The sequence below is a fragment of the Lentzea sp. NPDC055074 genome (genome assembly GCF_053608005.1).
Map to the genome: position 1 here is coordinate 102,265 of NZ_JBSGUQ010000025.1, position 15,489 is coordinate 117,753.

At 70.0% G+C, this 15,489-nt stretch carries 13 protein-coding genes; 8 read left to right on the forward strand and 5 right to left on the reverse strand.

Features of this window, described 5'->3' with window-relative positions:
• The first annotated feature begins 27 nt into the window (after positions 1 to 27).
• The gene (locus ACWF7A_RS39150; protein ID WP_452255548.1) at positions 28 to 1,599 is read left to right on the forward strand and encodes an alpha/beta fold hydrolase; all 1,572 of its coding nucleotides are present in this window, start codon (positions 28 to 30) and stop codon (positions 1,597 to 1,599) included.
• Here the strand turns inward: ACWF7A_RS39150 and ACWF7A_RS39155 are convergent.
• Positions 1,596 to 2,543 carry an MASE1 domain-containing protein gene (locus ACWF7A_RS39155; RefSeq protein WP_452255549.1) on the reverse strand — a complete coding sequence of 316 codons (948 nt, stop codon included), beginning with the start codon at positions 2,541 to 2,543 and terminating at the stop codon, positions 1,596 to 1,598. The genes ACWF7A_RS39150 and ACWF7A_RS39155 overlap by 4 nt on opposite strands.
• Before the next feature lie 257 nt (positions 2,544 to 2,800).
• On the opposite strand from ACWF7A_RS39155, the gene ACWF7A_RS39160 reads away from it, so the two are divergent.
• Positions 2,801 to 4,939, forward strand: a complete 2,139-nt coding sequence (locus ACWF7A_RS39160) for a molybdopterin oxidoreductase family protein (RefSeq protein ID WP_452255550.1) — start codon at positions 2,801 to 2,803, stop codon at positions 4,937 to 4,939.
• Between the two features lie 31 nt (positions 4,940 to 4,970).
• On the forward strand, positions 4,971 to 6,752 hold the full coding sequence (locus ACWF7A_RS39165; protein WP_452255551.1) for an AMP-dependent synthetase/ligase: 1,782 nt from the start codon (positions 4,971 to 4,973) through the stop codon (positions 6,750 to 6,752).
• Positions 6,753 to 6,954: 202 nt separating this feature from the next.
• Here the strand turns inward: ACWF7A_RS39165 and ACWF7A_RS39170 are convergent, their stop codons facing one another.
• Positions 6,955 to 7,938, reverse strand: coding sequence for a LacI family DNA-binding transcriptional regulator (locus ACWF7A_RS39170; RefSeq protein ID WP_452255552.1), 984 nt, complete (start codon positions 7,936 to 7,938; stop codon positions 6,955 to 6,957).
• Positions 7,939 to 8,116: 178 nt separating this feature from the next.
• On the opposite strand from ACWF7A_RS39170, the gene ACWF7A_RS39175 reads away from it, so the two are divergent.
• On the forward strand, positions 8,117 to 8,992 hold the full coding sequence (locus ACWF7A_RS39175; protein ID WP_452255553.1) for an alpha/beta hydrolase family protein: 876 nt from the start codon (positions 8,117 to 8,119) through the stop codon (positions 8,990 to 8,992).
• On the opposite strand, the gene araD is transcribed toward ACWF7A_RS39175, so the two are convergent.
• Genes araD through ACWF7A_RS39190 form a run of 3 tightly spaced genes read right to left on the reverse strand, consistent with a single transcriptional unit; the run spans position 8,989 to position 12,228 of the window.
• Positions 8,989 to 10,695, reverse strand: a complete 1,707-nt coding sequence (gene araD / locus ACWF7A_RS39180) for an L-arabinonate dehydratase (protein ID WP_452255554.1) — start codon at positions 10,693 to 10,695, stop codon at positions 8,989 to 8,991. The two genes, ACWF7A_RS39175 and araD, sit on opposite strands and share 4 nt — an antisense overlap.
• Positions 10,692 to 11,597, reverse strand: a complete 906-nt coding sequence (locus ACWF7A_RS39185; protein ID WP_452255555.1) for a dihydrodipicolinate synthase family protein — start codon at positions 11,595 to 11,597, stop codon at positions 10,692 to 10,694. Before ACWF7A_RS39185 ends, araD begins: the two co-directional genes overlap by 4 nt.
• Positions 11,584 to 12,228, reverse strand: coding sequence for a GntR family transcriptional regulator (locus tag ACWF7A_RS39190; RefSeq protein ID WP_452255568.1), 645 nt, complete (start codon positions 12,226 to 12,228; stop codon positions 11,584 to 11,586). The genes ACWF7A_RS39185 and ACWF7A_RS39190 overlap by 14 nt, the downstream gene beginning before the upstream one ends.
• Positions 12,229 to 12,428: 200 nt before the next feature.
• Here ACWF7A_RS39190 and ACWF7A_RS39195 point away from each other — a divergent pair, with 200 nt between their 5' ends.
• From ACWF7A_RS39195 to ACWF7A_RS39210, 4 genes are all read left to right on the forward strand, one after another.
• The gene (locus ACWF7A_RS39195; RefSeq protein WP_452255556.1) at positions 12,429 to 12,983 is read left to right on the forward strand and encodes an anti-sigma factor; all 555 of its coding nucleotides are present in this window, start codon (positions 12,429 to 12,431) and stop codon (positions 12,981 to 12,983) included.
• 165 nt (positions 12,984 to 13,148) lie between these two features.
• On the forward strand, positions 13,149 to 14,084 hold the full coding sequence (locus ACWF7A_RS39200) for a DUF1996 domain-containing protein (protein ID WP_452255557.1): 936 nt from the start codon (positions 13,149 to 13,151) through the stop codon (positions 14,082 to 14,084).
• Between the two features lie 123 nt (positions 14,085 to 14,207).
• A complete protein-coding gene (locus tag ACWF7A_RS39205) occupies positions 14,208 to 14,759 on the forward strand; it encodes a sigma-70 family RNA polymerase sigma factor (protein ID WP_089953784.1) in 552 nt (183 codons plus the stop codon).
• Positions 14,756 to 15,460, forward strand: coding sequence for an anti-sigma factor family protein (locus ACWF7A_RS39210; RefSeq protein WP_452255558.1), 705 nt, complete (start codon positions 14,756 to 14,758; stop codon positions 15,458 to 15,460). The genes ACWF7A_RS39205 and ACWF7A_RS39210 overlap by 4 nt, the downstream gene beginning before the upstream one ends.
• Positions 15,461 to 15,489 lie beyond the last annotated feature (29 nt).

A 15,489-nucleotide genomic window follows, 5' to 3' on the forward strand; every position in this document is an offset into this window, starting at 1 on the left:
CTGACCGACGATCGTGAGGGGTACGCGGTGAGGAAGCGTTGGGGCGCGGCGGCTTTGGCCGCTCCGCTGTTCATGTCCCTGGTGGGAACGGCCCAGGCGGCGCCTGGCCCGTTGGACGAGTACTACACCCAGACCATCGCGTGGGCCGAGTGCCCGGCGGGCTGGGTCACGCCCTCGACGGGGGTCGAGTGCGCCACGGTCGTCGTGCCGATGGACTACAGGAACCCGGGCAACGGCAACCTGGAAGTCGCCATCTCGCGCAAGAAGGCCACGGACCCGGCGCGCCGCAGAGGCGTGCTGATGACGAACCCCGGTGGCCCCGGCGGGTCGGGTCTCGGCGCCGTGCACTGGTTCAACGCCCAGACCGAGGTCCTGAAGATCTACGACGTCATCGGCATGGACCCGCGCGGTGTCGGCCGGTCGACGAACATCCGGTGCATCTCGACGCCGTCCGACGACGAGTTCCCCTCGCGCCCAACGGACTCGCAGCTCTCGGACTGGTCGGACTACGCCCGTGCCGTCGAGGACAACTGCCAGCGCGGCGGCGGTGAGATGCGCCGGTTCATCTCCACCATGAACACCGCCCGCGACATGGACGTCATCCGCGGGGCCATGGGGGAGAAGAAGATCTCCTACGTCGGCTACTCCTACGGCACGCAGCTCGGCGCCGTCTACGGCTCCCTGTTCCCGAAGTTCCTCGACCGCAGCGTCCTCGACTCCGCGCTCGACCCGCTGAAGACGTGGCACGAGCAGGACGTCGACGTGGTGGACGCCATCACCGACAACCTGAAGAAGTGGACGGAGTGGACCGCCGCCCGCAACGGCACCTACGGCCTCGGCACCACCCCGGCCGCGGTACGTGGTGAGCTCGACGAGATCGCCGCGAAGCTGAAGGAAGGCCCGTACGGCGGCTACGCGGACGTGACCTCGTTCGACTACGCGGCCGGCGCCACCCGCTACCGCCGTTCGTGGGCCGCGTTCTCCCGCCACATCGCCTCCATCAAGGCGGGCGCGGCGGCCCCGGCGGAGGCTTCCGCGATCGTGGCGGCGCTGAAGAAGGGCGACATCGAACCCACCTCGCCGGGCACCTTCCAGGCAGTGGTGTGCGAGTGGGACTGGTTCTCCGACGTCAACACCTACTACAACGACATGAAGCGCTGGCGTGACACCAACCCGTACGGCGGCACCGTCGACTACATGGCGCCGACCAACTGCACGTTCCGCGCGTTCCAGCGGCCGGAGAAGATCCCGGCCATCACCCGCAAGTACCCGGCCGGTCTGGTCGTGAACTCCGACGGTGACACGCAGACCCCGCTCGCCAACGGCCGCGTGATGGCGGAGCACCTGAGCCAGCCGCTGATCAGCGTGGCGAACGACGGCCAGCACGGCCACTACGCGTTGCGCCGCAACACCTGCGTCGACACGCTGGTCAACAAGTACCTGGTGTCGGGGATCCTGCCGGCCTCCCGGGTCACGTGCGCGGGCACGGACATCGCGGAGACGGTGCCGCCCGGTCAGGTGGCGTCGCTGGGCGCGCAGTCGGCCAGGCCGTTGAGCGACGTCCTGGGTGAGATCGCGAGCGAGACGAAGCCCTTCTAGGCGGGCGGCACGACGCGGCCGAGCCGTGCGCGCGCACCGTCCTCCTGGTAGCGCGCGACGGTCTCGGCCAGCTGCACGCACGCCCGCTCGATGGCCTGCCTGGCCTCGTTGCGCTCGCTGGTGATGGCGCTCAGGATCAGCCCGGTCAGCGCCACCGAGCCGTTGAACGCCTGCAGCACGATCATCGTGGTCAGCAGGTCGTGGGCGGCGAAGTGGCCGCCGGCCGCGGACATCACGGCGGCCACGGAGATGATCACGGCGCACGGCGCGGCGATCGTGTGCTGGAAGCGCAGCGCGGCCCAGATCAGCATCGGGAACACCAGGAACAGCAACCGCGACCCCGACACGGTCACGAACGACGCGAGCACCGCCGTGGTGACCAGCAGTGCTCCCGCCTCGACGAGCCGGCGCGGCGGGGCGGTCCAGCGCCGGGGCAGGGTGAGCAGCAGCGGCGTGAACACCAGCACGCCCATCGCGTCGCCGGTCCACCACACCGACACCACGGCCGGCACGTCGTGCCACGGGATCACGCCGCCGATCCTCAACGCCGCCGCGCCGACGACCGCGCTGACGAGCATCGCTCCCAGCGCGCCCGCGAACACGAGCAGCAGCGCGTCCTTCAGCCGGTCGAGCGCGGGACGGAAGCCGAAGCGGGTCAGCAGGTACCAGGCGAGCAGGGGCGCGGCGGTGTTGCCCGCGGTGATCAGCAACGCCGAGAACAGGGGCGCGCCCAGCGAGATGTTGGCGGCGAACGCCCCGAACGTGATCCCCGGCCAGATCCGGCGGCCCGACATCAGCAGTGCCGCCACGGAGATGCCCGTCGGCAGCCACAGCGGGGTGACCTGACCCTCCACGAGGGCCAGGACCAGGCCGACCTGCGCGGTCGCGAAGTACGCGAGCGCGACTGCGGCGATCGTGGCGACGGTCCGGATTGCGGCGTTCACCGACACATGCTGCACCCGTGCACACGTGATGGCCAGACCTGACGACCCGGCGTACCCACCTGGACTCACTCCGTAGATAGGTACCGCGTGGTTCCGGAAGTGCACCCGGTCTTGACCAGTGCAAATCGACATACCGGCTGGTATGCTCGGCGACTCTCGGGCGGTCGTTGGGCCGTTCGGGTCGACCTCGGCCGGGCGGTTGCATCCGATGGCCGGCGCCTAGTACCCGTTGGTAACAAGCCGCGTTAGGGGACCCGATGAGGACCGTGTTCACGACCTGTCCGCTCTGCGAGGCGACGTGCGGGCTGGAGCTGACGGTCGAGGGCGACCGCATCACGAAGGTGCGCGGCGACCGCGAGGACGAGTTCAGCAAGGGCTTCCTCTGCCCCAAGGGCGCGGCGCTCGGCACGCTCGACGCCGACCCCGATCGGCTGAGCACCCCGCTGATCAAGCGCGACGGCGAGTTCCGGGAGGCCACCTGGGAGGAGGCCTTCGCCTACGTCGACGAACGCCTCAAGGACTTCCCGGACCGCAACACCGTCGCGATGTACCTCGGCAACCCGGTCGTCCACTCGCTCGCCGGCGGCCTCTACGCCGGACCGCTGCGCAAGGCGCTGGGCAGCCGCAACGTCTTCACCGCGAGCACCGTCGACCAGATGCCCAAGCACGTCCAGGTCGGCCACATGTTCGGCGGCATCTTCTCCATCCCGGTGCCCGACATCGACCGCACCGACTTCATGCTCGTGCTGGGCGCGGACCCGTTCTCGTCCAACGGAAGCCTCTGGACGGTCCCGGACGCGCCCGGCCGCTTCAAGGCCCTGCAGAAGCGCGGCGGCAGCTTCGTCGTCGTCGACCCGCGCCGCAGCCGGACCGCCCAGGCCGCCGACCAGCACGTCGTGATCAGGCCCGGTACGGACGTGTTCCTGCTGCTGGCGCTGATCCACGAGCTCTTCGCCCAGGACCTGGTCGACCTCAGGGACCTCGCCGGGCACGTCACCGACCACACGGTGATCCGCGCGCACGTCGAGCCGTTCGGTCCCGAGGCCGTCGAGGAACGCACCGGGATCGACGCGGAGACGATCCGGGCGCTCGCGAGGCGGCTGGCCGCGGCCGAACGCGCCGTGGTCTACGGCCGGATCGGCACGACGACCGTCGAGTTCGGCACGGTCGCGTCGTGGGCGGTCGACACGCTCAACGTCCTCACCGGCAACCTCGACCGGCCCGGCGGCGCGATGTGGCCGCTGCCCGCGCACAGCAGGCGGGGACCGGGCACCGGCAAGGGGTTCGGCATCGGGCGCTGGCACAGCCGCGTGCAGGGCCACCCCGAGGTGATGGGGGAGTTCCCGGCCGTCACGATGGTCGACGAGATCGAGACGCCCGGCGAGGGCCAGGTGCGGGCGTTGTTCACCGTCGGCGGCAACCCGGCGCTGTCGCTGCCGAACTCGGCGCGCGTGAACGAGGCGCTGTCCTCGTTGGACTTCATGGTCAGCGTCGACCCGTACCTCAACGAGACCACGAGGCACGCGGACGTCATCCTGCCGACGCCGCCGCCGTCCCGCCGCGATCACTACGACATCGCGTTCCTCAACAACTCCGTCCGCAACGTCGCGAAGTACTCGCGCGCCGCGATCCCGCTGGAGGAGGGCAGGGTCGACGAGACGGAGATCTTCCTCCGGCTCGCCACGATCTTCAGCGGCCTGGGCCCCGCGGCCGATCTCGACGCCATCGCGGCGTTCCAGCTCGCCGACCTCGCGAAGAAGGCCGGGGCCGACTTCGAACCCGAGGGCGAGACGCGCGAGGAACGCCTGCTGGACCTCAAACTCCGCACCGGCGCGTACGGCTTGACGCTCCAGCAGTTGCTCGACAACCCGCACGGCATCGACCTCGGCCCGCTCACGTCCCGCCTGCCGGAGATCCTCCGCACGCCGTCGGGGAAGATCGAGCTCACTCCCCAGCCGATCATGGACGACCTGCCGCGCGTGCGGGAGGCCCTCGGCACACCCGAGACCGGCATGGTCCTCGTCGGCCGCAGGCACCTGCGCACCAACAACTCCTGGATGCACAACGTGCCCGCGCTGGTGAAGGGCAAGCCGTTGTGCACGCTGCTCGTCAACCCCGGTGACGCCACCCGCATCGGCCTGACCGACGGCGCGACCGCCCAGGTCACCTCGCGCATCGGCAAGATCGAGGTGCTCGTCGAGGTCACCGCGGACATCGCGCCCGGTGTCGTCTCGATGCCGCACGGCTGGGGCCACGACCAGCCCGGCACGCGGCTCACCGTCGCGGGCGAGCACGCCGGCGTGAACGTCAACCTCCTCACCGACGACCTCCGCATCGACCCGCTCTCGGGCACGGCCGTGCTGAACGGCACCCGAGTGCAGGTCGTGCCCGCCTGAAGATCCCCTCCCCAGGCCTCTAGGAGCCGCCATGACCGCCGGAGTCACCAGCCCGAGCGCGGTGCAAGCCGTCCGCCGGATAGCCGACCTGCCGTTCCTCGCGGAGCAGGCGTACGGCGACGCGGTGGCGTGGCGGTTCAAGCAGGACGGGCAGTGGCGCGAGCAGACCTACGCCGAGGTCTCCGAGGTGGTGCTGGACCTCGCGTCCGGGTTCGTCCACGCCGGACTGAAGGCGGGCGACCGGGTCTGCGTCCTCGCGAACACCCGTCCGGAGTGGACGGCGGTCGAGCTCGCGGTGCTCGCGGCGGGCGGCATCGTCGTGCCGATCTACCCGTCGAGCGCACCGGAGGAGATCGCCTGGGTGGTCGGCGACTCCGGCGCGTCGATCGTGGTGGCGGAGAACGAGGAGCAGTGCCTCAAGGTCGAGTCCGTCGGCGCGGAGCTCCCCGAGCTGCACACCGTGTTCTCGATCGACCCGGCCGGCGACCGCCCGCGGATCGCGGACCTGCAGGACAGCGGCCGCACCTCGCCGCTCGCCGACGTGCTCGACTCCCGCCGGGCCGCCATCAGGCCCGAGGACCCGAGCCTGATCATCTACACCTCGGGCACCACCGGCCCGCCCAAGGGCTGCGTGCTGACCAACGCGAACTGGGTCGCGCTGTGCCGGGTCGCGGAAGAGGCCCGCATCGACGCGATGACCGGCGTCGTCTACCTGTTCCTGCCGCTCGCGCACGTCTTCGCGCAGATCATCATGTTCGGCACCATGTACCGCGGTGGAGCGCTCGCCTACTTCGGCGGGGACATGAAGGCGATCGTGCCCGAGCTCGCCGAGGTCCGCCCGACGTTCCTGCCGTCCGTGCCGCGGATCTTCGAGAAGATCTACACGTTCGTCACGTCGAACGTGCCCGCGGACCAGCTCGGCCAGGCCGTCGCCCTGGGCCTGGAGGTCCGGCGCAGGCGTGCCGGGGGCGAGCCGGTGCCGGCGGAGATGGCGGCCGCGTTCGAGCAGGTCGACGCGCTGTTCGCGAACGTCCGCGCGGCGTTCGGCGGCCGGCTCGTGCAGGCGCTCTCCGGTGCCGCGCCGATCTCCCGCGAGGTGTTGCGGTTCTTCCACGCGGCCGGGGTGCCGGTGCTGGAGGGCTACGGCATGACCGAGTCCACGGCGGTCGGCACGATCAACACCCTGGGCCGCTTCAAGCTCGGCTCGGTCGGAGCGTCCGGTGTGGCGGGTCTCGAGATGTCGCTGGGGGAGGACGGCGAGCTGCTCATGCGCGGCCCGCACGTCTTCGCGGGCTACTGGCGCAACGAGGGGGCCACCGCCGAGACGCTGCGCGACGGCTGGCTGCACACCGGCGACCTGGGCGAGATCGACGCGGACGGTTTCGTGACGATCACGGGGCGCAAGAAGGACATCATCATCACCGCGGGCGGCAAGAACATCGCGCCGGCCAACGTGGAGAACGTGCTGCGCCAGTCCCGCTGGATCTCGCACGCCGTGCTGTTCGGCGACCGCAAACCGTACTGCGTGGCGCTGATCACACTGGACGCGGACGAGATCGTGCCGTGGGCGACGGCCCGCGGCTTGCCGTCCGACGTCGAATCGCTGGTGGTTCACCCGGACGTGCGAACGCTCGTGCAGGGAGTTGTCGACGAAGCGAACTCGCACTTCGCCAGTGTTTCCCAGGTGAAGAAGTTCGTGCTGCTCACCAGGGATCTGTCCCAGGAGGAAGGTGAGCTCACGCCGACGTTGAAGGTCAAACGTGCCGTTGTACATCGCCTTCACTCTGGGTTGTACGAAGGGCTCTACGAGTAACCCGTACGTACGAGAAATCCAAAAACAGGTACATCCACCCTGGCGGATTCCTTCCGCTCAGGGCAGAGTGGGACACCAAGCGGCGCTAGGCCCCCTCCCCCCTCGGGCCCAGCCGCTTCGCGGCCCCGGCTCACGGCGTACTCCCCCCAGACGCCCTGCCGGGGCCGCCTTGCGTCTCCAGCACTTTCTGCCTCGCCTGCCGCTACTTCCGCGGCGGGGTGGTGGTGCCGCGCACGATCAGCTGCGTCTCCGCCACGATCTGCGGCACCTCGGTGGTGTCCGAGTCGAGCCAGTCCAGCAGGAGGTTCACCGCCGTGCGTCCCGCCTGCGCCACCGGCATCGCCACCGTCGTCAGCGCGGGCGAGCACAGCGAGGCGTAGGTGAGGTCGTCGAACCCCGTCACCGACACGTCGTCCGGCACCGAGATGCCGCGGTCGCGCAGCCGGGCCAGCACTCCCAGCGCCATGATGTCGTTGTAGGCGACGATCGCCGTCGTGTCGGCCGCCACCGCGAGGTCCGCCGCCTGCAGGCCGCCCTCGTAGCGCGGTGCGAACGGCCCGAGGTCGACCAGGTCCACCCCGTGCCGTGCCACCGCCTTCATCAGCCCGCGGCGACGCTCCTGGTTGGACCAGGACGTGCGAGGCCCGTTGAGGTAAGCGATCCGGTGGTGTCCCAATGCGACGAGGTGGTCGATGACGGCGTGCATTCCGCCCGCCGAGTCCATCAACGCGGCGGGCACGCCGGCCAGGCGCCGGTTCAGCAGCACCAGCGACGTCACGCCCGCGACCTCGTGGACCTGGGAGTCCTCCAGGCCGGGCGCGCACAGCACGACGCCGTCGACCTGCTTCGCCATCGCGTGCACCAGCTTGGCCTCGGCGACCGGGTCCTCGTCGCTGTCCGCCACGAACACCGCGTAGTCGGCCTGCATCGCCCGCGCCTGCACGGCCTTGAGCACGCCGGTGAAGAACGGGTTGTCGAGGTCGGGCACGACGATGCCGATGTTGCCCGTCTTGCCCGTGATCAGCCCGCGTGCTGCCCGGTTGGGCTGGTAGCCGAGCTCGGTCGCGGCCGCCAGCACGCGCGTCCTGGTCTCCGGTCGCACGAGCTCCGGGGAGGTCAGGGCACGCGAGACGGTCGCGACGGACACGTGCGCCCTGCGTGCCACGTCGCGGATGGTGACTGCCACGGATACCTCACCCTCGTGCCGGTTCGGGCCCAATCATGACTGGTCGGGTGTGAAGCCGGGTCTGTGCCCGTGGTGGGTCCGAAGTGGACGGCGGATCGGGGAGCGGTTGACAAAGCGGAACAGCGCTCCGTATCGTTCCGGAACGTTGCTCCGCTTAATTGCCTCCGAAGGGAACCCCATGACCGTCCTCACCGTGAGCCCCGTCGTGCTCGACGTCCCCGGCAGGCCCGTCGACCTGCAGGTGAAGGTCTCCGCGCCGACGGAGGGCACCGGGCTGCCGATCCTGCTGCTGTCGCACGGGCACGGCTACTCGAACCACCTCTCCTCGCTGAACGGCTACGCGCCGCTCGCGAACCACTGGGCCGAGCAGGGCTTCGTCGTCCTGCAGCCCACGCACCTGAGCAGCCGGAGCCTGTCCCTGCCGGAGGACACCCCCGGCGCGCCGCTGTTCTGGCAGTCCAGGGCCGAGGACATGACGCACCTCCTCGACCGGCTCGACGAGATCGAGAAGGCCGTGCCGCAACTCCAGGACCGCTGGGACCGCACGAAGATCGCCGTCGTCGGCCACTCGATGGGCGGCCACACCGCGAGCCTGCTGCTCGGCATGCGGACCGAGGGCGTCAGCCTGAAGGACGACCGGATCAGGGCCGGTGTGCTGCTCGGCTCCACGGGCCGCGGCGACGCCGTCACGGACGTGGTGAAGGAGAACTACTCCTTCATGCAGAGCACGGACTTCAGCGAGATGACCACCCCCGCGCTCGTCGTCGCCGGCGACGCGGACGCGTCCGCGCACCTGACCACGATGGGACCGGACTGGCACGCCGACCCGTACCACCTGGCGCCCGGACCGAAGGACCTGCTCACGCTGTTCGGCGCGGAGCACGGGTTCGGCGGCGTCTCGGGTTACGACGTCGCCGAGACCACGGACGAGAACCCCGAACGGGTCGCGACCGTGCTGCGGCTGACGACGGCGTACCTGCGCGCTCAGCTGCACGGCACCGATGACTGGAAGGACGTCGAGGTCACCGACGGCCGCGTCGAGTCCAAGAGCTAGCGCGCGTCGGGTTCCGGGTTCCTCCCGGGCCGTGACAGGAACTCGAAGTCGCAGCCCTCGTCGGCCTGCGTGATGTGCTCGTAGTACAGGGCGCCGTACCCGCGTTCGAACGTCGGCGGTGGCGCCGTCCACGCGTCACGACGACGCGCCATCTCCTCGTCGGAGATCTCCACGCGCAGGATCCGCGCCTCGACGTCCAGCGTCACGAGGTCGCCGTCCCGCACGAACGCCAGCGGGCCACCGACGTGCGCCTCCGGTGCCACGTGCAGAACGCAGGCACCGTAGGAAGTCCCGCTCATCCGCGCGTCCGACACGCGCACCATGTCCCGGACGCCCTCGCGCAGCAGCTTGTCCGGGATCGGCAGCATCCCGTACTCCGGCATGCCGGGCCCGCCCTTGGGCCCGCCACCCGCGAGCACGATCACCGACTCCCTCGTCACGTCCAGGGAGGGGTCGTTGATCCGCGCCCGCAGGTCCTGGTAGCCGTGGAACACCACGGCGGGCCCGGTGTGCCTCCACAGCGCGGGATCGGCCGCCACGTACTTGATCACCGCGCCGTCCGGGGCCAGGTTGCCCCGCAGCACGGCCAGACCGCCCTCGGCCGAGATCGGATCGTCCAGCGGTCGGATCACCGCGGGGTCGTGCACCTCGGCGCCGTCGAGGTCCTCTCCGAACGTCCGCCCGGTCACCGTGATCCTCCCGAGGTGCAAGGAGTCCCGCAGCCGTGACAGCAACCCGCGCAGCCCGCCCGCGTAGTAGAAGTCCTCCATCAGGTGCTCTCCGGCGGGCTGCACCGACGCGAGCACCGGCACCTCGCGCGACAACCGGTCGAAGTCGTCCAGCGACAACGGGATCCGCGACCTGCCGGCCATCGCGATCAGGTGGATGTACGAGTTCGTCGACCCGCCCAGCGCCAGCACCGTCCGGATCGCGTCCTCGTAGGCCTCCGCCGACAGCACGTCACCGATCGTCAGTCCCTCGCGCACCATCTCGACGGCACGCATTCCGGACGCGGCCGCCATCCGGTGGTGCGCCGAGTCCACGGCGGGGATCGACGACGCGCCGGGCAAAGTCAGTCCCAGCGCCTCCGCGGCGGCCGTCATCGTCGAGGCCGTGCCCATCGTCATGCACGTGCCGGGGGAGCGGGCCAGTCCGGACTGGATCTCCGCCCAGTCGCCGGACGAGATCGTGCCGGCCCGCTTCTCGTCCCAGAACCGCCACATGTCCGTGCCGGACGCGAGCTTCTCGCCCCGCCAGTGCCCGCGCAGCATCGGCCCGGCCGGCACGAAGACCGCCGGCAGCCCTGCGGAGGCAGCACCCATCAGCAACGCCGGCGTCGTCTTGTCGCACCCGCCCATCAGCACGCAGCCGTCGACGGGGTAGGACCGGAGGATCTCCTCGGTCTCCATCGACAGCATGTTCCGGTACAGCATCGGGGTCGGCTTCTGGTACGTCTCCGACAGCGTGGAGACCGGGAACTCCAAGGGAAAGCCGCCCGCCTGCCACACCCCGCGCTCGACCTGCTGCGCCCGTTCCCGCAGATGCATGTGGCACGGGTTGATGCCGCTCCACGTGTTCAGGATTGCGATGACCGGCTTGCCGAGATGCTCGTCGGCGTTCAGGCCGAGCTGACGCATGCGCGCGTTGTGCGAGAACGCCCTGAGCCCCTCGCCCTCGAACCACTCCGCGCTGCGCAACTTCACAGCAGGCTCCACGAGTTCAGCAGCACTCCCACGGCCGAACGGTCGGCCTCGTCCAGGACAGAGGCGGGCGGACGCACGTCCCGGCGGCACAAACCGAGCTGTGCCAACGCTTCCTTGACGACCGACACGTTGTTCGCCGACTCGCTGCGGGCCCGCAGCTCCTCGAACCCCCGGATGAACTCCCAGAACTCCATGGCTGCACCGAACTCCCGCGCCCGCAGGCACCGGAACATCTGCACCGACAGCTGCGGCGCGACGTTCGCCAACCCGGACGTGAACCCGGTGGCCCCGACCGCGAAGTACCCCGGCGCCGACAGCTCGGCGAGCCCCGCGACCCACGTCAGCCGCTCGAGCCCGGCGTCGCGGGCGACCGAGGCGAACCGCACCGGGTCCGGTACCGCGTACTTCACGCCGACGACGTTCGGGCACGCGTCCGCCAGCGCCGCGATCTGCGCACCGCCGATCCGCGGGTTCCGCACGTACAGGACCACGCTCAGCTCGGGCGCCGCCGAGGCGACCGCCCGGTGGTAGTCGACCCACCCGTCCAGCGAGACGTACGGGTGCACCGGCTGGTGGATCATGATCCCGCGCGCGCCGGCCCGGTCCGCGAACCGCGCGGCCGTCACGGCGGACGTCAGGTCGTGCCCGACCCCGGCGACGACCGCCGCGCGATCCCCGACGGCGCCCACGGTGATCTGCAGCGCGCGCTCGGTCTCGGCGGAGGACAGCGTGTAGAACTCGCTCGTGTTGCCGTTCGGCGTCACGACCGAGACCCCGCCCTCGACCATCCGGTCCACCACGGAGGCGTAGCTCTTCTCGTCGATCGCGCCGTCCGCGTCGAACGGGGTGACGGTGATCGCCACGACGGACGCCAGCGCGTCGGAGAGGTCATCGAACGACATCGGGGAGCTCCTGGGCCACTCGGTCGGCGAACGTCTGGATGTGACGGCGCAGCAGGTCGGCCGCGGCGTCGCCGAAGCCCTCCTCCGCGGTGACGAGGATCGCCCGGTGCTCGTCGGCCTCGGCGTCCCAGGTCGGGCTGACGCCCCAGCCCGCGACGGTGATCAACGCGGTCTGGTCGCGAAGCCCGTCGAGCATCGCCACCAGCAACGGGTTGCCGCACCCGGCGTAGAGCGCGCGGTGGAAGCGGCGGTTGGCCAGGCTGCGCCGGGCCAGGTCGGGCACCTCCTCCAGAGCCGAGCGCGCCTCCGAGAAGTCGGCGCCGAGCTCGACGGACCGGCGCAGCGCCTCGGGCTCCAGCAGCAACCGCACGTCGTAGACGGACGCGGCCATCCCGGCGTCGACCACGCGGACCGCGGCCCCCTTGTACGGGCTCATCACGACGAGCCCCGAGCCGGCGAGCGTCTTGAGCGCCTCGCGCACGGGCGTCTTCGAGACGGCGAGCATCGCCGCGAGATCGGTTTCGACGAGAGCCTGACCCGGCTTCAGCTTTCCATAAAGAATCGCTTCTTTGATCGATTCAAGAACAAAGTCCGTCCGGGACGCCGGAACGGCCGCAGGCCGGTCATACATCATATATGAGAGCGTAGGAGCAGGTGGAGGGCCAGGTCAACCGGTTCCTGTGGGCTGGGCAACGTCCTTGTATCTGCGTTGAACCAACTTCCTCGCCGGCTCGTTTTGAAGGTGTTGGTCACCGCTGTGCGCGGGACTGGGAGGAGAAATTCGAGTGCATCGTTCCGCGTAACCGTGTCCATTGCCGCGTCCGCCAGCGCATGGCACCGAACGTCCTGGGCACCAACGAGTTGAACGAGAACGACATGCTGATGGAAGAACTGCCACCGGAGGCCGCGCTCGACGGGCCTCCGCCGAACATGGACCACCTGCTCCAGCGCACGCTGGGCACGGTCCGCGAAGAGAGACATCAGGCCGTGCGCCGCCGAGGCCGCATCACGGCCCTGTCGTCGACCCTGGTGGTCGCCGGAGTGCTCGCCGGGGGCGTCTGGATGGGCCAGGGCCTGGGGGCCGGTGGCACGGAGGACGTCGCCGAGCTCCTGCAGGGGACCTCGGCGACGGGTGCGCACATGGCCGTGCAGGTCACCGACACCGAAGGTGGCCTGAAGCTGGTCGCGACGGTCGACGGGATGCAGGACGGGGAAGCCTGCTGGCTGGTCGTGCACACGAAGGACGGACGAACGTTCACCGCGGGCTCGTGGAGGGCGCACGCCGGTGAAGTGACCTTGGCCGGGTCCGCGATGGTGCGGGCCGGGGACGTGGCCGGGGTCAGCGTGGTCGATCACGAGCGCCGGCCGCTGGTGACCGCGCAGTAGAGCAGGAACGACGACTCGCGAGCCGACGGCGACGCCACCCCCGAAGGCGTTCGCCGCCGGCCGCTTCGTGTGCGGCCCTGGTGCCGGTGGTGTCCCCCGATCGGGCTATCGTCCTACTGAGACAGCGCGCTTTTGTTTGCCCGGACGGATTGGCAGGCTGTGGTCGTGGCCCGGAACAAACCGGCGACCTTCGCGGTCGCGGTGGTCGCGCTCCTCGTCGTGGCGGGCTCCGCGGTACTGCTGCGCGGTACGTCCAACGGTGCGCCGTCCGCCGACCAGTACGTCAGCGAGCTCGACCAGCTGCTCGTCGAACCGAAGACGCCGAACGTCGTCGTCCGCTGCGGCGTGAACGAGGAACGCCACCTCAACGCGGACAACCCCGTCGTCTCTCCCGGCATCCCGTTCGGCGCCCACCACACGCACGAGTACGTCGGCAACAGGTCGGCGGACGCCAGGTCGACCGACGAGTCCCTCGCGGCCGCGACGACGACGTGCGAGAAGAACGACCTCTCGACGTACTACTGGCCCGTCCTGCGGCTCACCGACGGCGTAGGGCACGACGAGCACGCGGACGGCGGTGGCCTGCACGGCAACACAGGTGAGGTGCTCCGGCCGAAGAGCGTGGAGATCCGCTACGACGGCAGTCCTGTGAGCGCCGTGCTGCCGATGCCGCGGTTCCTGCGCCTGATCACCGGCGATCCGGCGGCGTTCACCAACGGCCACGGGCCGAACACGCGTGCCCGGTGGGGCTGTTCGGACCGGCCTGATCGCTTCACGACGAAGTACCCGCTGTGCGGAAGCGCGACCACCTTGCGCAGCTTCGACTTCGGCAGCTGCTGGGACGGCAACAACACCGACAGCGCCTCGCACCGCACGCACGTGGTGTTCCCGCTGGCCGGCGGCATGTGCCCGGCCAAGACCTTCCCGATCCCGCGTCTGCGCGTCACCGTGGGCTACGACGTCCCCGCGGGTCGTCCGTTCGCGATCGACAGCTTCGCCGAGGAGCTGCGCGACCCGGCGACCGACCACGGGATGTACATCAACGTCATGCCGGAGGCGCAGATGGCGGACCTGGTCGGGTACCTCAACCGGTCCCGCTAACATCCGGCGATCCTTTTTTTGGTTGAAACCCGTTGAACCGAAGCTCTCTGCCGCTCGTGTGTCGGCTGAGGTCTTGAACAGGACGCCCGCAAGAGGTGTTCGCGGGCGGGGAGGAGTGGGTGGATGGCGGCTTTGTTCTCCCGCAAACGGGAGACCGCGGCCGACGAGGCACTGATCCGATCGCTCTACGAGGAGCACGGTCGGGCGCTGCTGGCGTACGCGACGCGGTTGACCGGTGATCGGGCGGCTGCCGAGGACGTGGTCCAGGAGACCCTGGTCCGAGCGTGGCGCCATCCCGACGCCCTCGTGAACGGCAAGGGATCGGTGCGAGGCTGGTTGCTCACGGTGGCGAGGAACATCGTCACCGACAGGGTGCGGGCGAAGGCCGCGCGTCCTCAGGAGGTGGCGGAGTCTCCGGCTACGCCACCGATCGAGCGCGACCACGCCGACCAGGTCGTCGACTCGGTGGTGGTGCTCGAAGCGCTCGACAGGTTGTCCTCCGACCACCGCGACGTGCTGATGGAGATCTACTTCCGCGGCCGGAGCGTGACGGAGGCGGCCGAGGCGCTCGGGGTGCCACCTGGCACAGTGAAATCGAGATCGTATTACGCGTTGCGAGCCTTGAGGGAGACCTTCGGAGGTCAGAAGGTCGCACTGAAGGGGGTGGCCGGATGACCACGCAGCACGACCCGCAACTGCTCGGTGCCTACGTTCTCGGGGCACTGGACGAGCAGGAGGTGCGCGAGATGGACCAGCACCTGGCGTCCTGCCCCGACTGCAAGCGTGAACTCGAAGAGCTCCGCGACATGGAGGCCTTCCTCGGCGAGGTGCCGCCGGAGGCCATGCTGGACGGGCCGCCCGAGGGCGGCGATCTGTTGTTGCAGCGCACCTTGCGCCAGGTGCGTGCCGAACGAGGGGGCGTCGCACGACGTCGCCAGTTCGCGATCGGTGCCGCGGCGGCCGTCGTGGCCGCGGTGGTGCTCGGCGCCGGTGTCTTCGTCGGTAAGGCCACGTCACCCGATGTGACAGCCCTTCCCACCCCGACGGTGGCACCGGACCCGGCGGGCACCAGGCTCGCCACGTTCACCGATCCGGCCACCAAGGCGTCGATGACCGTGAAGGTCGTCCCCGCCGCGGGCTGGGTGCGCACGAACATGGCGATCAGCGGTATCCCCGAAGGCGAGAAGTGCCGGATCTTCGTGGTCGCGAAGGACGGCAGCCGCCAGGAGGCGGGCTCCTGGGTGGTGTCCAAGAAGGGCGCCGCCGAGGGCACGAACCTGGACGGTTCCGCGTTGGTCGCGCCCGGCGACGTCAAGTCGGTCGTGGTGGAGAACTTCGCGGGCAAGAAGTTCGTCGAGGTGCCGGTCCAGGCGTGACCGAGGGAATAATGGGGCCGTCCTTTTCG